Annotated in this window: 16 protein-coding genes and 1 pseudogene; 5 read left to right on the plus strand and 12 right to left on the minus strand. The window is 55.9% G+C overall.

Annotated elements, in window-relative coordinates; translation table 11 throughout:
* Window positions 1-3: 3 nt before the first annotated feature.
* The 8 genes from ACF2JD_RS03040 to ACF2JD_RS03075 all read right to left on the minus strand — a co-directional run bounded on the left by ACF2JD_RS03040 (window position 4) and on the right by ACF2JD_RS03075 (window position 11,229).
* Entirely contained in the window at window positions 4-921 is a 918-nt protein-coding gene (locus tag ACF2JD_RS03040; RefSeq protein WP_440986734.1) for a DUF4123 domain-containing protein, read from the minus strand.
* 3 nt (window positions 922-924) lie between these two features.
* Window positions 925-1,866, minus strand: a complete 942-nt coding sequence (locus ACF2JD_RS03045) for a hypothetical protein (RefSeq protein ID WP_440986735.1) — start codon at window positions 1,864-1,866, stop codon at window positions 925-927.
* Between the two features lie 223 nt (window positions 1,867-2,089).
* Window positions 2,090-2,788, minus strand: a complete 699-nt coding sequence (locus ACF2JD_RS03050; protein WP_440986736.1) for an ankyrin repeat domain-containing protein — start codon at window positions 2,786-2,788, stop codon at window positions 2,090-2,092.
* Between the two features lie 77 nt (window positions 2,789-2,865).
* On the minus strand, window positions 2,866-4,254 hold the full coding sequence (locus tag ACF2JD_RS03055; protein ID WP_440986737.1) for a PAAR domain-containing protein: 1,389 nt from the start codon (window positions 4,252-4,254) through the stop codon (window positions 2,866-2,868).
* A gap of 9 nt (window positions 4,255-4,263) precedes the next feature.
* Window positions 4,264-6,300, minus strand: a complete 2,037-nt coding sequence (locus ACF2JD_RS03060) for a type VI secretion system tip protein TssI/VgrG (protein WP_440986738.1) — start codon at window positions 6,298-6,300, stop codon at window positions 4,264-4,266.
* A 288-nt stretch (window positions 6,301-6,588) separates the two neighbouring features.
* A complete protein-coding gene (gene hcp1, locus ACF2JD_RS03065) occupies window positions 6,589-7,107 on the minus strand; it encodes a type VI secretion system effector Hcp1 (RefSeq protein ID WP_010634822.1) in 519 nt (172 codons plus the stop codon).
* Between the two features lie 1,155 nt (window positions 7,108-8,262).
* The gene (locus ACF2JD_RS03070) at window positions 8,263-9,828 is read right to left on the minus strand and encodes an LA2681 family HEPN domain-containing protein (protein WP_440986739.1); all 1,566 of its coding nucleotides are present in this window, start codon (window positions 9,826-9,828) and stop codon (window positions 8,263-8,265) included.
* Between the two features lie 969 nt (window positions 9,829-10,797).
* On the minus strand, window positions 10,798-11,229 hold the full coding sequence (locus ACF2JD_RS03075; RefSeq protein WP_440986740.1) for a GNAT family N-acetyltransferase: 432 nt from the start codon (window positions 11,227-11,229) through the stop codon (window positions 10,798-10,800).
* 182 nt (window positions 11,230-11,411) lie between these two features.
* Between ACF2JD_RS03075 and ACF2JD_RS03080 the strand changes: the two genes are divergently transcribed.
* Window positions 11,412-11,912 (plus strand): SRPBCC family protein, encoded by a 501-nt coding sequence (locus ACF2JD_RS03080; RefSeq protein ID WP_106887447.1) that lies wholly within the window; start codon window positions 11,412-11,414, stop codon window positions 11,910-11,912.
* A 52-nt stretch (window positions 11,913-11,964) separates the two neighbouring features.
* Here ACF2JD_RS03080 and ACF2JD_RS03085 read toward each other — a convergent pair whose 3' ends face one another.
* The gene (locus ACF2JD_RS03085; protein ID WP_440986741.1) at window positions 11,965-12,483 is read right to left on the minus strand and encodes a GNAT family N-acetyltransferase; all 519 of its coding nucleotides are present in this window, start codon (window positions 12,481-12,483) and stop codon (window positions 11,965-11,967) included.
* Window positions 12,484-12,644: 161 nt separating this feature from the next.
* Complete coding sequence (locus tag ACF2JD_RS03090) at window positions 12,645-13,856, minus strand: GNAT family N-acetyltransferase (RefSeq protein WP_440986742.1); 1,212 nt, start codon at window positions 13,854-13,856, stop codon at window positions 12,645-12,647.
* 223 nt (window positions 13,857-14,079) lie between these two features.
* On the opposite strand from ACF2JD_RS03090, the gene ACF2JD_RS03095 reads away from it, so the two are divergent.
* Genes ACF2JD_RS03095 through ACF2JD_RS03110 form a run of 4 tightly spaced genes read left to right on the plus strand, consistent with a single transcriptional unit; the run spans window position 14,080 to window position 16,524 of the window.
* Window positions 14,080-14,898 carry a DUF3100 domain-containing protein gene (locus tag ACF2JD_RS03095; protein WP_106887450.1) on the plus strand — a complete coding sequence of 273 codons (819 nt, stop codon included), beginning with the start codon at window positions 14,080-14,082 and terminating at the stop codon, window positions 14,896-14,898.
* Window positions 14,895-15,344, plus strand: a complete 450-nt coding sequence (locus tag ACF2JD_RS03100; RefSeq protein ID WP_005325846.1) for a hypothetical protein — start codon at window positions 14,895-14,897, stop codon at window positions 15,342-15,344. Before ACF2JD_RS03095 ends, ACF2JD_RS03100 begins: the two co-directional genes overlap by 4 nt.
* Window positions 15,344-16,333, plus strand: a complete 990-nt coding sequence (locus tag ACF2JD_RS03105; protein WP_440986743.1) for an amidohydrolase — start codon at window positions 15,344-15,346, stop codon at window positions 16,331-16,333. The genes ACF2JD_RS03100 and ACF2JD_RS03105 overlap by 1 nt, the downstream gene beginning before the upstream one ends.
* A complete protein-coding gene (locus ACF2JD_RS03110; protein ID WP_440986744.1) occupies window positions 16,330-16,524 on the plus strand; it encodes a hypothetical protein in 195 nt (64 codons plus the stop codon). The genes ACF2JD_RS03105 and ACF2JD_RS03110 overlap by 4 nt, the downstream gene beginning before the upstream one ends.
* Window positions 16,525-16,613: 89 nt before the next feature.
* Here the strand turns inward: ACF2JD_RS03110 and ACF2JD_RS03115 are convergent.
* Both ACF2JD_RS03115 and pdxH read right to left on the minus strand, forming a co-directional pair.
* Window positions 16,614-17,572 (minus strand): annotated as a pseudogene (locus ACF2JD_RS03115) (LysR substrate-binding domain-containing protein).
* A complete protein-coding gene (gene pdxH / locus ACF2JD_RS03120) occupies window positions 17,572-18,210 on the minus strand; it encodes a pyridoxamine 5'-phosphate oxidase (RefSeq protein WP_440986745.1) in 639 nt (212 codons plus the stop codon). The pseudogene ACF2JD_RS03115 and the gene pdxH overlap by 1 nt, the downstream one beginning before the upstream one ends.
* Window positions 18,211-18,388: the final 178 nt, after the last annotated feature.

The raw sequence follows: 18,388 nt of genomic DNA on the forward strand, positions 1-18,388 counted from the left end.
AACCTATCCCTTATCCAATTCATGAAGTGCCTGTTCAAACAACCTATCCATACGGTTTTGTTGACCAACTAATTCGATTGGGTCATCCATTATTTTTTTTGCCCAAGGAAGCGCCATAAACCCCGCCGGCATTTCCAATTTGAGACTCAAGAAACGGATCACATCCTGTTGGTTCTGGAACCCATGGGAGATAGCTTCTTTCTCACCTTCTTTGACGAAAGAGAACAATTGCTCTGGTTGCCACCCCTTAACCACTTGATGATGCGCCTGGATATGCGCGACATACTCATCGTGTGCAACTCGATCTGACAGCGAGTTCAATGCAGTCCACTGTGCAGGTGATAACTGTTGCGGAGCACGCCCAGCGAGGTCATGTTCGACCCGTTCAATGAGCTGGAGATATTCACAACCACCCTCCGGTAACACATCGATAAACTTGGCGATAGGGCCAAACAGTGCAGTGGCTTCGGCAGGAGAGCTTGTCATCAAGAGGGGCTTGACCACCTGCCAGTCACTGAGCCGCAATATGGCGGTCTCATGTTCAGGTGTATCTATCCAGGACCACTGCCGCAGATGTGCCAGCAATGCTTGCAACTGCTGGAGCGGCGTATACGCCAGCATGAACCAGTCGAGCTGAAACATCAGGCCCCATCCGGGTTGATGGGTGACAAGGCGCTGAAGCTCTGGCCAATTTTGTCGATGAACAGGGATGAGATAGGGGGAGATAGTGCTATGCAGCTTTCCCGTCTCCCCCCAATACAGCCTGGTCTGTTCGAGGCTGCCACCCCATTTTTCAGCCAAGCTGGGAACAGCATCATTGATGGCTGCCTCGGCAAACATGAACAGACCTTGCCCATCAAGCAGGCTCTGCCACTCATCATCGTTATACCTACCAGATACAATCATCTTGTTATCTGTCACGCATTACGCTCCTTTGTCGTCTACCAAGCCAAACATCCATTCACGCCGATGAAAATGAGCTCTTGAATCACTCACCAGCACAGCATCCATCTTGAATTTTTTAATGGCCATCGATAACGAATAGTGGGAAACCAATTTGATAAACTGAGGGTGCCGATAATAATCAGAACCTATAATCCAGCGATGTGCTGACCAGGACTCCCACTCATCCTCCGATGCAAAGGGATAAAATTCTCTTGCCAATGTAATTCCGCTGATAAAGCGCAGCTCCAGCCACTCAATACTCAGCTCAAAGGGATAATACTCGCTGGCCCTGATGAACAGGGTTTTGGTCAGATATTGATAGCGAGCTTGATTGGTCAGTATTCGATAATTCTCTGCGCTCAGTCTGTTTTCATATGCTTGTGGAGGCTGGTTAGTGGACAGCCCTCGATCCCCAAGACCTTCAAATTGCGATCTTGAATAGTCTGCACCCACCACTTCGGGCACATATATCGCTAGAAATGGATCCTCAAACTGCCGCCTCGTTGGCAAGCCAGCCATTGCAAACCATGTCTTTAGGAGGGTGGGTTCGTGAAAGGGGAAAAAAGTGTGTCGTCCATCCGGGTAAATACAGGTATGGCGAGCCATACACACACGCTGAATCTCATTTATCTCAGTAGTTGCTGTCAGCAGTACAACGCCCATGCCAGGGTAGCGTTCATGAGACAAGATCCATAACAGCAGACTTTCAGTTGCCGTGCCTTCTTCGATGGAAAGCAGCACAAGCTCAGAGGTGGGGTAACCTTCTATATTGTGTGCATTCGGCAATAAACGCCAATTTTCTGGGCATCGACGACATAGTGATTGCCAATAATCAATACCATCTTCAAACTTGCTTATATCAACAACAACATATAATTTCGATGTTTCATTTCTGACGATATCGAATATAGGTAACGGCATCAGAATTGCCTATCTAGTTGTGGCTTTAATAGAGCGAATTGCTCTTATATATACATACCTATAGGAGATGAGGGGTTGAAGTAACTGCAGAGCATGGCTGAAATCATTAGCAGCATAACATAATTCAGTAGTTAAACTGTGGGCCGGAATTTTCCTGCCCACTATTCCACATCACTATACCTTTTCCTCATCTTTTGTGTTGATCAACCACTATTCCACATCACTATACCTTTTCTCCGCGAGCCCAACGCTCACGTACTTCTGCAGGAGTCAACGGTGGAAATTTAACACCCTTGTCAATCAAAAACTGTTTTACCTTAATAGCCCATGGGTATTGAGGTGATGATTTATCCATTAAAGATAGGCTATCTTCCACTGAGTAGGCCAAATCTGAACCACCGCTGTCTCTCATTTTATAGTCGGCACCTTGCTGCAACAGCCAATAAACAACTTCATATTGGTTAATATATGCACCATACAATGCACTATTGCTACCAGGGCCATCTGTCAGATTAAGATCTGCACCACGCTCTACTAATAATTTAATATCAGCCCAGCGAGCTTCACCAATCGCATTGAATATAGCTGGCTCACCATTTCTATCCAGAGAATTTGGATTCCCTCCTGCATCCAAAACAACCTTGAGCAGTTCTGGATATTTAGAACCAGCAACGGAGCAAACTGCGTTATCACCAAATCCATCTTTATAATTGGGATCTGCCCCCACTTTCAGGGCAAGTTCGACCGCTTTGTAATCTTTAGTCTCAAGAATTAGCCATAGTAACGGGGTAATACCTTCTTCATCTTGTATATTAAGGTCAACCCCTTGCTCAACCTGACGACGAGCTGCAGCCTCATCACCACGCTGGATTGCATCCAAAACATTCACTACTGGGGCTGGAAAAAACTCACTGGCTTGCATACTTTTTCCTCCCACTTGGCACGCAGATAACAAACCCAGTACTCCTATGCAGAGTACTTTCAGACGAGATAGCCATATCATTTTGTTCCTCCAAGCTTGCTGGTAATGGTGCCAATATCCTCACTCTTTTGCGCTTCAATACCGGCAATAACTTGATCCATACCGTGTCGAGCAATAGGATTCCCCCCTTGCGAAGGCAAGGGTAACATTTTCCCGGCGGCAGAAGGTAATGCCCCACCAGCCAATATCGCTCCTCCCAAAGCGCCACCAATCACCGCACCAGCAGAACCTCCGACGGCACCACCAATCCCGGACAACATGGTGGGCACAGCCAACTTGCCTACCCCTTGCACCATGGTGAGTACCTCTCCGTCCACTGCCTGAGTCGTGATCAGCTCACCTATTTTGTCCAGTGGTAAGCCACCTTTGCGGCTGACCGTGTTGGCATGCAACCCGGCTGCATTGAAGGTATAACCGGGCAGACCGGTAGCACCGACTCCTGCTGAAGCCAAACCACCGCCCAAGGAATGGCCAACAGCAACTAGTGGCGACGATGGCGAGGCTACTGATCTTTTGACTCGTTGAGCCAGATACATTGCCTGATTGTATTGCTTGGTTTCTGAGCCTATCCCCTGAGTCGCATTAGTCATCCAGTCTAATTTTCCGGTAACAGCGTTATTGGTGCCCCGATAGGTGAGCATGGTCTCGTTGTTAATGGAGGACTTGAACAAGGCAGCACCAAAACCACTCTTTTTATCGGTAAACACGGCTTTTTCCAGGCCGGGTATTTTTTTGGTATCTACCTGAGCAAGGCCAACAGGAGCCGCAGGCAAGTCAGTTTGCACACCGCGGTTGAATTCATCGACGGCATAGACATACTGCGCAGCTTCAGCACGCAAGATACTGTCATTGTTGAATCCCAGCCGCTTGCCAGCATCGGCCAGCCCAGGCACCTTGGCGGCACGCTCGGATAATTGCTTACGCGCCTGGTAGCGCAGCTTACGCTGAGCTTCCGTTAAGGTTTTTTCCACCTCTGGCAAGGCAACAGGAGCAGCCCACTCAAGCAGTGTTTGCCATGGCACCAGCATGGGAGAAAGCGCCAGCAGTGGCAGCCGCTTTTTGGCGGATTGTTCGGCGCAGCTTTTGGCCGGCGATTGATAGGGGCTATCCCCAATAATCACATTTCCACTGCCTGCCGCGACAGAGCCCCCACAGCCAATGGCATCCCCTACCCTGGCCGCCGCTTTGCCGTTGATAAACACATTGCTGGAGCCACCTGAAATAGCGCGGCTATGTATACCGTGGGGCATGTTGGGACACGGGCAGGCATGGAGCAACACGGCATCACCTTTGCGTGCAGCAGGCTTACCATTAATGATGACATCACCACTACCAGCAATGATCGGGGTGGCAGGAAAACAGCCGTGACCGGCACAGCTATCGCCCAATCGAGCAGCACTTGGCATATCGACTCCTTATCGGCGATCCGGCGCATCCGGCAGGGTGGGCTTGTTGGGCGCTTCCGGCTCTATTGCGACCGGCGCTGTGCCGGCGCCGGGCGAGCCACCGTCATTGATCTTGACCACATTGCCCGAAATAGTTACCCCGGCACCATCAAGCTTGATGAAACCGCCAGGCCCTTTGATGGTTAGCGCCTGACCCGCCTCCAGCACAATGTCGGTGGCCTTGAGATAGCTATCTGCTCCCACCACCACACGCTGATGTGCCCCAACTACCAGCTCTTCTCCACCGGAGATAGATGTCTGGCGGCTGCCATCTAAATGGGTGATCTCCCCCCCACCAATGAAGCGCTTTAATGAAGCCATCACTTTCTGCACAAAATGGCGGCCGATCAGCTGATGATGATCTTGCCCAATTTGTTCAAAATCATCTTGGGCTACCGTGCGATGACTGTGACGGTCCACCCGCTGGAACTGATCCTGATTGACCGTCAAATGTTGATCCAGTCCCACACTTTGGCGATGAATGTGGTTGATGACGACGTCCATATCCTTTTGGGCATGGATGTAGATCTGCTCTCTCGACGCTTCATCTTCAAAGCGCAGTTCATTAAAGCCTTTGCCTTTATGCGTATCGGTTCGCAGCAGCGTACGTGTCTTATGCTCGGGCAACACATAGGGGGTTTGATTAGTGGCATGATAGGTGCGACCAGTAACGATGGGCTGATCCGGATCCCCCTCCAGGAATGAGACGATGACCTCATGACCGATACGAGGCACTGCCATCATGCCATATTGGCCACCGGCCCAACCTTGACTGACTCGCACCCAACAGGAGCTCTGATCATTGCTGGCACCATATCTGTCCCATGGGAACTGCAGCTTGATCCGGCCATATTTATCGCAATAGATCTCTTCACCTGCAGGGCCCACTACCATGGCAACTTGGGGGCCATCTACCATGGGCTTATGCGGTAATTGTGGTCGCCAGGTTTGTAGTGCTTTGACTACCGTGAACTCATTCGTGATGGTTGTCGCCCCATCTCCGCCTTCCTCTTCCAGGGCTTGAGGTTGTTTACCGGTATGGAGAATGCTGACAACTTGCCAGTTGGTATTCAGGACAGCATTAGGGTGCTCACTCAGTGCAAAGGTCTGACCCGGTAACAGCGCCGAACAGTTCGACTGACCTCGGCTCGCCATGGCATCGCTGCGCAACGCATCGAGCCGATATTGGGTGAAGGATTTGCCACTGGGGTCTTGCTTGAAACGACCTGGGTAATCGAAGTGCTGATAAGTGTCACGCTGGTGCTCAAGTTCACTCCCTAGCTTTTTATGAGACAGGGCATACGCCGGGGTTTTAAAGCTGTAGTCCTTGAGTTCAACCTCAGCTTGGCGCACCGTTTCTCGATAGTGAAACTTGCGAACATAGGGCCCTTGCTCTAGCGAACGGTTACCCAAATTGAAGAAGAGTGCGGGGCCATCGATGAGTGCAGCTGTATTGTCTGCAAACACAAGACGATGCTTGCCTTGCTCAAATTCATGGAAATAGAACATCCCCTCTTCTGCTGCGAGGCGATTGATAAATTCAAGGTCTGACTCTCGATACTGAACGCAGTACTCTCGTTGTACATGTGCATTTTTTAGCGCGAAGGCATAATCGGTAATACCGTGCTCTTGCAGCAAGGCTCCCATGATTTCTTCCGGCTTTTGTGCCTGAAAGATTCGGGCATTGTGACGCAGACCTAATCGCCATAGCGCTGGTTTGACTTCCATGCTGTAGCGAGTACGCCGAAAACCACTGTCACCTTGCTCGAACTGGCTCACAACACCGTTCACACGACGTTGCAGCTCGCCCTCATACCACACCAACAGTTCGCATGGCTGATCCAGTACAGCGCCAAAATCGATATCAGGCTGGCTACTTGCCAGTTCCAACGCAAGTGTGAACGGATCGCTTAACGCCTCATTCAATGTAAAGCCGGCCACTACAAAAGTGGGATCTGGCAGCGTCCCCACCTTAACGGTGAACTGCAGTCCGGTCTGATTAGCCATGATATCTCCCTATCACTTCTCCAAACACCACCTGAAACCTGCTAAAACAACACGCTACCGCCCTCTCCGGTTCATTTGCAGCAACCAAAGATAAGTAATACGACGGGTAATACGTTGATTGTCTCTGCATAACAGGACACCTCTTATTGCTTTGCAATCACTCCGCGGAAGCAGGGAGATAGCAAAACATAAAAACTATGAAACAAATTAACCAACTGAAAAACAAGGAAATAGGCCAGTTTAATAACCGGCCTGATTAGAAGAAATAACGGGCATAAAAGGTGAGGCTTATGCCTCGATCGGTGCGCGCCAGTCATCGGCACCTGAAGTCCCGGCAACGGTGTGCTCCCAGTCAATCTTGCGGTATGCCAGAGAGACCTGAATAAGCTGGGTGAAGTCAGACTTCGCCGGGTCCTGGCAGTGGGGCATCTGGCAGTCGATGTCGACGATGGTGGCATCGGTCAGTACGGTGCTGAAGAAATGCTCTTGTTTACCCTCAACAGAGGTGCGGTACCACTTCAGGGTCACTTTCGGCAGCATTTCGCCGGAGGCCAAGGAGTTGTACATCAGCGGCACGGCCTTGTTCAGGGCCACGGTGAATTTGAACGGCTTATGGACGCGCTGACCAGCCGGCTGACCGGATTGCGGGTCAGTGGGTACGGTCACAACGTGCTGAAACTCTTGTACCAGCATCTCGTCTTCATGGCCCTGCACGAAGATGTTGCCTACGGAGTCAGAGGTGAAAGCACCGGCGGTGATGTTGCCCTGGGTTTTACCTTCGATGCTGATATAACATGGAGTTGGCATGGATATGCTCCTGATTGGTTAAACGGTTATGACACTCAACCGGAACCATTAGCAGTGACTATGCCACTTATTTAATTATTTAATAATCAATAACTTATACTCGAATGCTTGAACTGTGTGATATTGCTTGCGCAATAACTTGCTCAAACAGATGCCATGGACTGGCAAGGTTTGAAAAAATAGCTATTACTTCTGATTTTCATGCTAAGAATTGCTTCAGAAGAAATTAATGACTGCCGATATCGATATTATTCACACATGCTTGCTGTATAGATATTTAGCCCTAGCCATAGAGACGACTTGGCTTCGCCAAGAACCTATCTCTACTGTTAGAGGGTTATGTAACCACCGGTAACCACCATTTCTTAGGGACATGGTTACAGTAGAAGCCAATGGTGGCGTGGGTTAGAAGGCGATGTAACCACGTAACCAGTGTAACCAGCACCTACTTGATATATAGAGCAAACTGCTGACCGGAATCACACTGTACTGCCACCTATCTATATCGACTGAAGCGACAACTGAAAGTCTCAAACATTACCTTACTACCCCAGGGTCTCTGCCAACAGGAACCAAAGGGCCACCGAGTGTGGCCCTTGCCATTTCTGCCTCACACGCGTGCGTGAAAGAAGAAACAAAAATGGTGGCTACAGTGGCTACAAAAAGGGGCTGTAGCCACTCAGTAAGTGGCGTGTAGCCACCTGTAGCCACCACCTTTTTGGGTAGTGGCTACACGACAAACCCAGCAATGACGCGGCCTAGAGGGGAGTTGTAGCCGCGTAGCCGCTGTAGCCACCGTTTTTTTCATACATAGAGTGCAGACAGTCGATCGAGATCACACTTTTACTGCAACAGGGGGTTGCCTTGAGATTGACCAACGAACAACGAGAGCAGGTGCTCAATCTTCGCCGCCGTCATTCACTGAGTGAAGTCGCCGAGATAGCCGGCCTGCCATTGGGTACCGTGAAGGCCATCATCAGTAGGTCGGGGCTGTTCGCTGATAACCCAAGGCACCGGGCCATGTTCACCCTGCCTCCACGACAAAGCTGCAGGGAGACCTTGCCGACGGTTCCGAAGCTGCCGCGCCAGCAGGTGGTGACCGGTGACAAGGAGAGCAATGTCCTGCTCTGGTTGCGCCAGGTTGTGCCTATTAATTCAAATATCGTCGCTACGTCCACGAATCCAGTCGTGATCGGGTACAAGCATAGAACCAATAAAGCCATCAGCTCGCTGTACCAAGACTTGTTCGTGCTGTGAAATCGAAAGTACAAGCATTTGGATTGCCGACCTGGCAACACGTAAAGCGCGCAACGCCTCTTGTGTAAACGGCTCCCGTCGATGATGCTCAATTTCAGGGGTCTGCCTAAGTTGTATTGGGTCGCCAATATCATGCAGCACTACGAACCGGTGAGTCCCCGCGTTACGAAGATCCTTTTGAGAGCGTAAGATTCCGGAATTGTTCTCATAGTCTTCGGCAAGCTCAACTAGACCGTATAGGGCAGGAGTGCCCCCACGAATTACTCGCTCCACCTTTTCATGGAGCGGTCTAATGCCTGTTGTCTTGTCAGGGCTGCCTCGCCACAGTTTACCAAAGTAGACCTTGTCCGGCGGTAATCCAAACTCAAAGTAGTGATTCGCCACTACTGCTATCTTATCGAGCAGATCAAGAGCCGTCCGGTGAACCAAGATAAGTGCTGACGTATCTGGTCCATAGGTAGCATAGTCAAGGGTGTCCCCAAATCTACCTGTTGTAGGCCACGCATTCTCGTCAAGTGCCCTCCATAGCAAGTCACGCGCTAGGATAAAATCGCTTTTTAGCATGTTGAACATGGCAAACACCGGAGGGGGCATCCCGGCAACACTGGGCTCTCGTTCCATAATCCCAGGTAGCATAAGCCAATCCAGCTTTCCCATAGAGGGATCGATGAGCTCCACGGCTGGCGCAAGGGTCAAACGTTCACGTTCGACCCAACTAATGAAAGGGTCTAAATGTGGTGAGCGTATTGGCGGCTCTTCCAACTGGCATGCAAATGTTGCGATCTGTTCTGCAGCTTGTATGCCGGCATATTGAATGACTCGTTCTTTATGTTGATCTGCAATCTTGGCTAGCATGATCGCCTCGATACGAGTCAGTTCTGAGCAGCCACCAAGCTCATAGAGCCAAAGCAGATTACGAGCGGCGGCAAATGCAGCCACTCCATTTTGCGGGTCAATTTTTAATGCAGCAAGCCAACCGTCTTGGGCTTCACCAAGTCGATAGCTATTGCTGAACTGGTTGGCAAGGTTTGTCCAAGCTTGAGTGCGCAGCGCTAAATCAGCATCCAAATCCTGAGCTACTTTCCAGAAGCATCGCCGGGCTTCTGCACGACGCTCTCGAGTTAATTCCTGGTGACTCAGCCAGTCAGCACTTTGAGGTGGGGAACCTATTGCGGCGACCAGTCCATTACCCAAATTATAGGTAACGTCAGCATTTGGAAATGAGCTGTGAAGTTCACGAAATAGTGCAAGGCCTTCCTCAATCGAATCCTGTTGCTGAGTCAACGCACCACCATCAACCAGAATCGCCGCCTGCAGGCCCATCAGGTTGAACCGCTCACGTGTATCAAGAGCGAGATTGAGATTAATATCCTGCGCCTGCTTCACAGCCTCGATGGGATTACAGTCCAGCAAGTCACTAAGATGGGTGGAGAGCTCATTGAATTTATCTAGTGCTGATGACACTGTTGCCTCCTGGGCTTTTGGTATTAGATTTAGCGGCCATCCCATACCTGCTGGCAGAACGATAGCTACAGACCCAGGAATGAAGCCAAGGATACCTCCGTTACCTGATGACTAGCGAGCGCTACGATATGTCAGAGGCGGACTACATCCTGGAAAAAATCGTCAGTCAACTACACACCTAACTCGACAATGTCCTGCAACGCCCTAGGTTATCACAGACCGCAAACTCCGCGCTTTTGCCGGCGGCAAGCCAAGGGAGTAATGGAGCGTTACTGCCACGGCAGGTGAGGCAACGTGCCACAACCACTGGATGAACCATTCATCCTGGGCCGGCCACTTGCCCCTCTCACCACCTGCGCAGTCCCCTCAGAGCTGCGCACTACAAACTGCGCAAATTGCGCACTTTTATGCGCACAAGTCGCTGCGCAAAATCGAAACACAATGGTGAGCACATATTGGAGGAGCCAGGTTTGGTAAGGCCTGGAGGCGTTGGTGGAGACTTAGAGAGTGCGCAATTGCGCAGAACTGCGCAAAACGAATTACATCGGCGCGAAGAACAACACGGTGAGTATGAATCGTGGGATCCGGGTCATAGGGATTTGAACCCGCATCCCGAGAAGTGCGTCGCGAGCGCTCGAAGTAGCCGGAGACCTGGACGGCTTTTTCGCGGGGTAGACCGGTACGCCTCAATGGCAAAAATGTGGGGTGGCTTATTCACCAGTAACACCAACAGCAACACCACCCTCCTGATAGATACAGATAAGTAATTTAAAATCAACAACATGAATTATTGATTCAGACTCCCCCAGCCAAACGTTTGGAAAAGGCCACTTCGCAGGAAGTGGCCTTTTTTTGTGGGTTGCGTTCATGCCTGAGCCGGCTCTGGTGGTCTGTCCGGGGCGCTGTAGCGGGCGAGATGGCCCTGATGCCGCCCTCTGCCGGGGCAGAGGGCGCGCCTCGCGAGGGAGACTAGTCGCCGGAGGTCAGGACCAGCCGGCGCCAGGGGCCCGTTATCTCGCAGTGGCCGGTTTCGTCCGTGTTTTGCCAGCCCAGGCGGTGATAAAACGCCAGCGCCGTGGTGTTGCGGGTGGCCACCTTGAGGGATGCCGGGGGCTTGTGTCCGGCCAGCCCGGCGGCCAGCAAGGCCCGCCCCATTCCCTGCCCATGCCAGTCGGCCACCACATAGAGGTGATGCACGAAACTGTCTTGACCCCAGATGGAGACGAATCCGCAGGGGGCACCGCCCTTCTCCGCCACCCAGATCTGCTCCCCCCGGGTCTGCTCGGCAAAATCCTCCAGCCTAAACAGGGAGGGCTCTACCCAATGGAAGGCCTGCCGCCTTCCCTTGAGGAACAGCTGCGCCAGCATGGGTTCATCTGCATCTTGCATCTTTCTGATCATGAAGACATCCTTGATTTGCCTGCTCACTGCCTCCCACTCTCGATGGATACCGCCGCCGTGTCAAATCGGCAAGCTGGACCCTCTTGAATACGTGATGCTGTGACGCAGGGCTGCCTATTTTATCGCCTTAGGGGCTATACTGCCTGGGTCCCGTCCATGACTGGTTTGAGGTTCACTGATTTATGGATAACAAGCAAATAGAAGGCAGCATTCTGGTACCCGCCCACATCGACGATGTCTGGCGGGCCTGGACCACGGAGAGCGGTCTGCGCAGCTTCCTGGCGCCGGAATGTCTGATGGTGCCGGAACCCAACGGTCCTTTCGAAATCTATTTCAGGCCAGAGGCCCCGCTGGGGGAGCGCGGCAGTGAAGGGTGCCGGGTGATGGCGGTCATGCCCCATGACTTGCTCAGCTTCAGCTGGAATTTCCCGCCCCAGTTTCCCCATATCCGCCAGCAGAAGACCCAGGTCAGCCTGCGCTTCGTGCCCGAAGGTCAGGGCACCCGGCTCCATTTCCTGCAAACAGGCTGGGCCAATGACCCGGATTGGGACCAGGGCTATGCCTACTTCAGGGAGGAGTGGCTGGAGCTCTGCCTGCCAAGGTTGCAGTATCGCTTCACCCACGGCCCCATCGACTGGAACAATCCGCCGGGCAGGCAGCAGTTGAAGTCCCTGGCCCAGTGAGGGACGGATTGAAATGAAGAAGGACCCTTAACGGGTCCTTCTTCTATGGCATTCAGGCGGTTATTCCCACCGGCTCTTCATCGAACAGGGGGTGGTAGAGCACCTCGCCCTGCAGGCCGGCCAGCCCCCCGCCGGGCTGCAGCTCCATCGCCATGAAGCAGTCGGCGGGTACCTCGTAGATGCAGTGCAGGCCGAAGTCGCTGGCGGGCCTGAAGCCGAAGCGGCCATAGTAAGCCGGATCGCCGAGCACCACCACCGCCTTCCAGTCCATCTCGAGGGCCGTGTCCAGCCCTTCCCGCACCAGATCCGAGCCTATGCCCTGCCCCTGCCAGTCCGGATGGACGGCCACCGGCGCCAGCCCGAGCCAGGGACCTTCCTGGCCGTCAATGGTGATCGGGCTCAGCATCAGGTGCCCCATGAACTCGTACTCTTCCTCCTCGACCATGGTGACCACGGCGGCCCCACACTCGCGCAGGCGATTGACCAGTTCGGCCTCGTCGGGACGACCAAAGGCGGCGCTCACCAGCTCAAAGACTGGCAGCATGTCGCCGGGACGCTCGGTTCTCAACATACAGCGTTACTCCTCGTACAGCAGGGCGGCCATTATTTCACAGAAGTGGCCCCTGACTTGAGCGCCTTTATCCGAAAATGGGAGGGCTGACTCAGGAAAACGAATGGCAATCCATGCGCCAAGCGTCGCAATACCCCCTCTTCCCGCCGACTTTGCCAGCATCAAGCACCAGGCTCCAGCAATCGCAGCAGGTACCCGAGGCCAAGCTCGCCCCTGTCCTTGAGCAGGACGCCACCACCATGGGCCTGCACCCCGGGGGCCTCAGGCCCCAGCCAGGCGAGTGGATAGCATCTGACCGTCAGCCCTGCGGGGAGACGCCGCTCACCGCCCGCCCCGGCCCCTTCCATGAAGAGCGCCACCTCCTGCCCCCCGACTTCGTCCTCATGGAGGATGACCACCGCCACCCGCTCGTCCTCGAGCCAAGGGGCCAGCGCCTCCTTGAGGTCGTCCGGCAGGCACGGCGGGCGATCCAGCCGCCAATGATCCAGTTCAGCGGGTTGGCGCGCCGACCCGGGCCGCCGCCCGCAATGGTGCATGCCGAGCTTGGCCATCACCCGGCCTGAGGCCAGGTTGCCCGGCATGTGGCGGGCGGTCAGGGCGGGCAGGCGCAACTGCTCGAAGGCAAAGGCCCTGACCAGCCGCGCCGCCCGGGTGGCCAGCCCGCGGTTTTGCCAAGGGACCCCCACCCACCAGGCCAGCTCGCCGTGCCAGTGCAGGGAGATGACCCCGAGCAGGGGGGCCGACTCATCCCCCATGGGCAATGTCAGCGCCCAAGTCCGCCCCAGCCCGAGGGCGGCCTTGCGCCCGCTCATGGCGAGCCAGTCGCGGGCCGCCTCCGCTGGATAGGGGTGAGGAATATTGAGGGTGTAGCGGGCGAGCGCCTCATCCGAGCAATAGCGCAGGACGGCCGATTCGTCAGCGGCTTGCAGCGGCCGCAGCACCAGAGCCGGAGAGGCTGCGCCCCCGGGTTCACGCAGCAGGGGCGTGGTCAGGCGCCGGGCCAGCAGGCGTTGCAGCGCGGCGGCCAGATCCCCATCGGCGCCGAGGAGCATATCCGCCCCATTGGGCCCCAGGGTGAGCAGGCCGCTCTCCTTGGCCAGGGTCAGGAGGACGCTGGAGGCAGAAACCAGGATCTGGCAGCTCGGGTCCGCCGTCATGAGGGGTGACTCACCCTCCCCCAACCAGGCGGCGAGCAAGCCGCTGGCCGAAAGGATGCCGTCGGGCGGGCAGCGGGCCCAGGGCGCAGGGGTCACTGCCCCTTGCTCGCCGCGCCTGCCGTGCAGCAACTGCCAACGGTTGCCCTGCCCCTGCCACCTCTGCAGCCCCCCCTGCCAGCGGGGCTGCCAGAGCGCCTCTTCTATCAACAGTTCCATCCTTCCCCCTGCGACCGCCGAACGGCGCAGCATAACCGGCTGCTAATGGTTTGTTAACCCATATCTTTAGCATGGTTAAACGGCATACCCCATGAAAAAATGCCATATGGCCAGCTTGATGGCGGTCACATTAATGCCCCCCTGCCCTTCCTATCATGCCCCCATCTCGCTCGCAGCGGCCAGCGCCGCTCGTGAATGACAACGCATAACAAGAGAACACACTATGCAGCAAACCACTCCTCTCAAAACGGTGTTAGTCAGTACCCTGGCGACCGCCCTGCTGATCTTCGTGGCCCAGTACCTCATCGGGAAACAGGAGATCAGGATAGGCATCGCCATCATCCCCATACTGCCCATGCTCTTTGCCGTCATCATCGGCATGATAGTCTCCGCCAAGCCCGTCAAGGATCGCATCCCGGGCTGGAAGCGCCTCTTCAGCGAAAAGGAAGAGGGCTTCTGCGGCAAGATGGTGGGCTTCAGCCTGCTGATCCTGGGTACCCAGTACGCGGGCATGATCATCCCCAACCTCAAGATGATCCTGAGCGTCGGCGTGCCGCTCTTCCTGCAGGAGATAGGCAACCTGCTGCCCATCCTCATCGCCATTCCGCTGGCGGTGAAATTCGGCTTCGGCCGTCGCGCCATCGGGGCCTGCTCCTCCATCAGCCGTGAGCCTTCGGTCGCGGTGATCCAGGGCAAGTTCGGCACCGGCTCCCAGGAGTACATAGGCGTGCTCGCCATCTACCTGTGCGGCTCCGTCATCGGCACCCTCTGGTTCAGCGTACTCGGCAGCATAGCGCCCCTCACAGGTCTGCACCCGCTGGCCCTGGCCGCCGGCTCCGGCGTGGGCTCAGGCTCCATGCTGAGCGCCGCCTCCGGCGCCCTGATCAACGGCCTCGACGAGGCGCTGGCCCAGCAGGTGCTGAGCATAGCCGCAGCCTCGAACCTGCTCTCGTCTGCCCTGGGGGCCCTCTCCCTCACCTACCTGGGGTTGCCCCTCGCCGAAAAGATCTATGCCCTGACTGACAAAGGAGCGAAAGCATGAAAAGCATCGTGATGGATATGCGGTTCGTCTTTCTGGCGATCCTGCTGGCCATGTTTACCCAGACCCTGACCACGGGCACCCCGCTCTGGCTGATGGGTGACAGCTTCATCGCCATGTCCCTGGTGGTGTTCGCCTCCCTGGTGGCCAAGCGCTATCTGCCCTCTTCGCTGCCGGCCTTTGCCTATGCAACCATCATCGGCATCCTCATCTGCCTGCCGGAGACGCCAGTGCGCGGCCTCTTCATCGACGCGGTGGCGAAGATCTCCTTCCTCTCCTGCTGCGTGCCGTTGCTGGCCTTCGCCGGCCTCTCCGTCGGCGGTCAGCTCGAGGAGCTCAAGAAGATGTCCTGGAAGGTGATCCTCATCTTCATGATTGTCTCCACCTGCTGCTTCTTCGGCGCCTCGCTGGTTGCCCAACTCGGCTTCTCCATTCAAGGGATCATCTGATGAACCACTACCATATCGAACCTGACCTCCTTGCCCTGCGCGACTTCAGCCACGAGGTGCGCCACCACCTGCACCGCATCCCGGAATACTCGGGGGCCGAGTTCAAGACCTCCGCCTACTGCCGGGGCTTGATGGAGGAGTTTGGCTACAAGATCACCGAGTATCCGGGCTTTACCGGTTTTCACGGGGATCTGGTCGTTGATCCCACACTGCCCACCATCGCCTTCCGTGCCGACATGGATGGCCTTGAGATGCACGACATGAGCGAGGTGGCGTTCAAATCCACCCATGAGGGCATGGCCCACAACTGCGGCCACGACTCCCACATGGCGATCGCCCTGACCACCGCCAAATTCCTGGCAGGGCACAGGGAGCGGCTGCGCTACAACGTTCGCGTCATCTTCCAGATGGCGGAGGAGGACATGCGGGTGCCGGGGGCAGAGAAGATGGTGGAGCTCGGCTGCATGAAGGGGGTGGACGAGATCTACGCCCTCCACAACGACGGCGCCATGGAGACGGGCACCATCAAGTTCAATCAGGGGGTCATGTCCTCCTGGGGCTCGGCCTGGACCCTGGATGTGCACGGCATCTCAGCCCACGGCTCCACCCCCCACAAGGGGCTGGATGCCATCCGCGAGGCGGTGCGCATCATAGAGGACATGGACTACATAGTCGCCAAGCGCACCAGCCCGTTCAGCCCCGCAGTGTTTGGCTGCGGCATGATCAACGGCGGCACCATCCCCAACGCCGTCGCCGATCATGTGCAGGCCCGCGGCACCATACGTGCCATGGACGCCGAGACCGACCAGATCCTGAAAAACAGCTTCAGGGACATGGTCGCCCAGAGCGAGCTGCGCGGCTTCAAGACCACCATGGTCCATGCCGGCTACCCGGCGGTGGAGAACCATGGAGAGGCCTGCGAGCGCCTGCTGCAGGCCGCCGCCGAGGTATTGCCCTCGAGGGGATCAACGCCCAGGGTCAGCCGATGACCGGCAGCGAGGATTTCAGCTACATGGTCAACGCCTGCCGTGGCCGCAAGGGCGCCATGTTCTTCCTCGGCAGCGGCTGTCAGGCCAAGGGGATCTGCAACTATCTGCATGCGAATCCCTACTATCTGGATGACGACTGCCTGTTGGTGGGAGCCCAGATCTTTATCAATCTGGCCACCCGCCGCGCTTAATCCCGCATACCGATAAAACCAGAAGAGAGGCCACGGCCTCTCTTTTTTTATCTCTGCATGTTTGCTCTGTGTACGATAAACAACCCGGGCTAGAGCCACGGCAACTCCGCCATATTGGCGGCGGGCGGCTGGTTGATAAGGTGCAACTGCACCGTCTCCCGGCTGATATGGGGGGCGTAGAGGTGGATAAAGTCATACATGTAGCCGCGCAGATGGGCATGTTTGCGCAGACAGATGTGGGTGGCACTCGAGGCGATCAGGTGGTCGATATTGAGGCTCACCAGATCCTCCCTGTCCCCCTCGTCAAAGGCCACGCTGGCGATCACCCCGACCCCCATCCCGAGCCGGACGTAGTGCTTGATCACGTCGGTATCGGTGGCGGTCAGCACGGTTTTCGGCGAGAGGCCGTGGTGGCTGAAGGCCTTGTCCATCTTGGAGCGGCCGGTAAAGCCGAACACATAGGTGATGAGGGATAGCGAGCCAGATCGCCATCGACAACGGCTGGCACTCGAGCAGCGGATGACCGTGGGGGCACCACCACGCTGCGGCCCCAGCGATGACAGGGGACGGCGGCCAGCTCGTCGAACAGATACATGGATTCGGTGGCAATCGCCATATCCACATCGCCGCTTTGCACCATCTGGGCCAGTTGGGCAGGCGCCCCCTGATGGAGATGTATCGCCACATCGGGATAGCGGCGGGTGAACTCGGTGATCACCGCTGGCAGTTTGTAGCGGGCCTGAGTGTGGGTAGTGGCGATGCGCAGCACCCCGCTGGTGGCCAGCTGATCACCGAGGGAAAGTTGACCAATCTGTTCGACCTGGGCCACCACTCCCTTGGCCAGCTCCATCACCTGCTCCCCCATGGGGGTCAGGCCCACCAGGTTCTTGCCCTTGCGGGTGAACAGCGCCAGCCCCAGCTCGTCTTCCAGCATCTTCATCTGCTTGCTGAGGGTCGGTTGGGAGGTGTAGAGCTTCTCCGCCGTCGCCGAGATATTGAAGTTGTTCTTCACTATCTCGGTGAAGTTCTTGAGCCGGGCTATGTTCATCAGGGGGCCAGCCGCTCTATATGCCAGCCATCCCCCTCGCGGCTGTAGTAGAAGCGATCGTGCAGGCGATGCTCGCCACCCTGCCAGAACTCCACCGTCTCGATCCGCACCCTGAAGCCGCCCCAGAAGCTCGGCAACGGCACCTCGCCATTGGCAAACTTCTGCTTGAGCTCGAGGAACTTGGCCTCCAGCACGCCGCGGGCCGAGATGCGGGTCGACTGCTTGGAGACCCAGGCGGCTATCTGGCTATCCTTGGGGCGGCTGTGGAAGTACTTCATCACCTCGAAGGTGCTCATCTTCTCCACCCGGCCTGTCACGTGTACCTGGCGGTCGAGGGTGTGCCAGGGGAAGAGCAGGCTGATGCGGGGATTGCCTTCCAGCTGGTGTGCCTTGCGACTGCCCATGTTGGTGTAGAACACCATGCCCAGGGCATCGTAGTGCTTGAGCAGCACTGTGCGCTGCCAGGGCTGGCCGTCGGCATCCACTGTGCCCACCACCATGGCGGTGGGGTCGGTCAGCTTGGCCTCGCACGCCTGGGCCAGCCACTTCTCGAACAGGGCGAGAGGCTCGGCCGGCAGATCGGCCCGGTGCAGTCCGCCCCTGGTGTATTCACGACGCAGATCAGCCACATCCATCATCTTGATTTTCCTTCTCTCTTTCTTTGCCGCCCGTGCGGCTATGGGTGGAGGCATTGTGCGACGGGCACGGCATGGGTACAAGCCCACCGGCCAAATGACGGCAGCCATAAAACAGCGGGGAGGCTGTTGCCTCCCCGCTGGTAATTCACGCTCATGGTCATGCCCGCCTGGTTAGGGA

The sequence above is a fragment of the Aeromonas ichthyocola genome (genome assembly GCF_046087985.1).
In the GTDB taxonomy this organism is placed as follows: Bacteria; Pseudomonadota; Gammaproteobacteria; order Enterobacterales; family Aeromonadaceae; genus Aeromonas; species Aeromonas rivipollensis.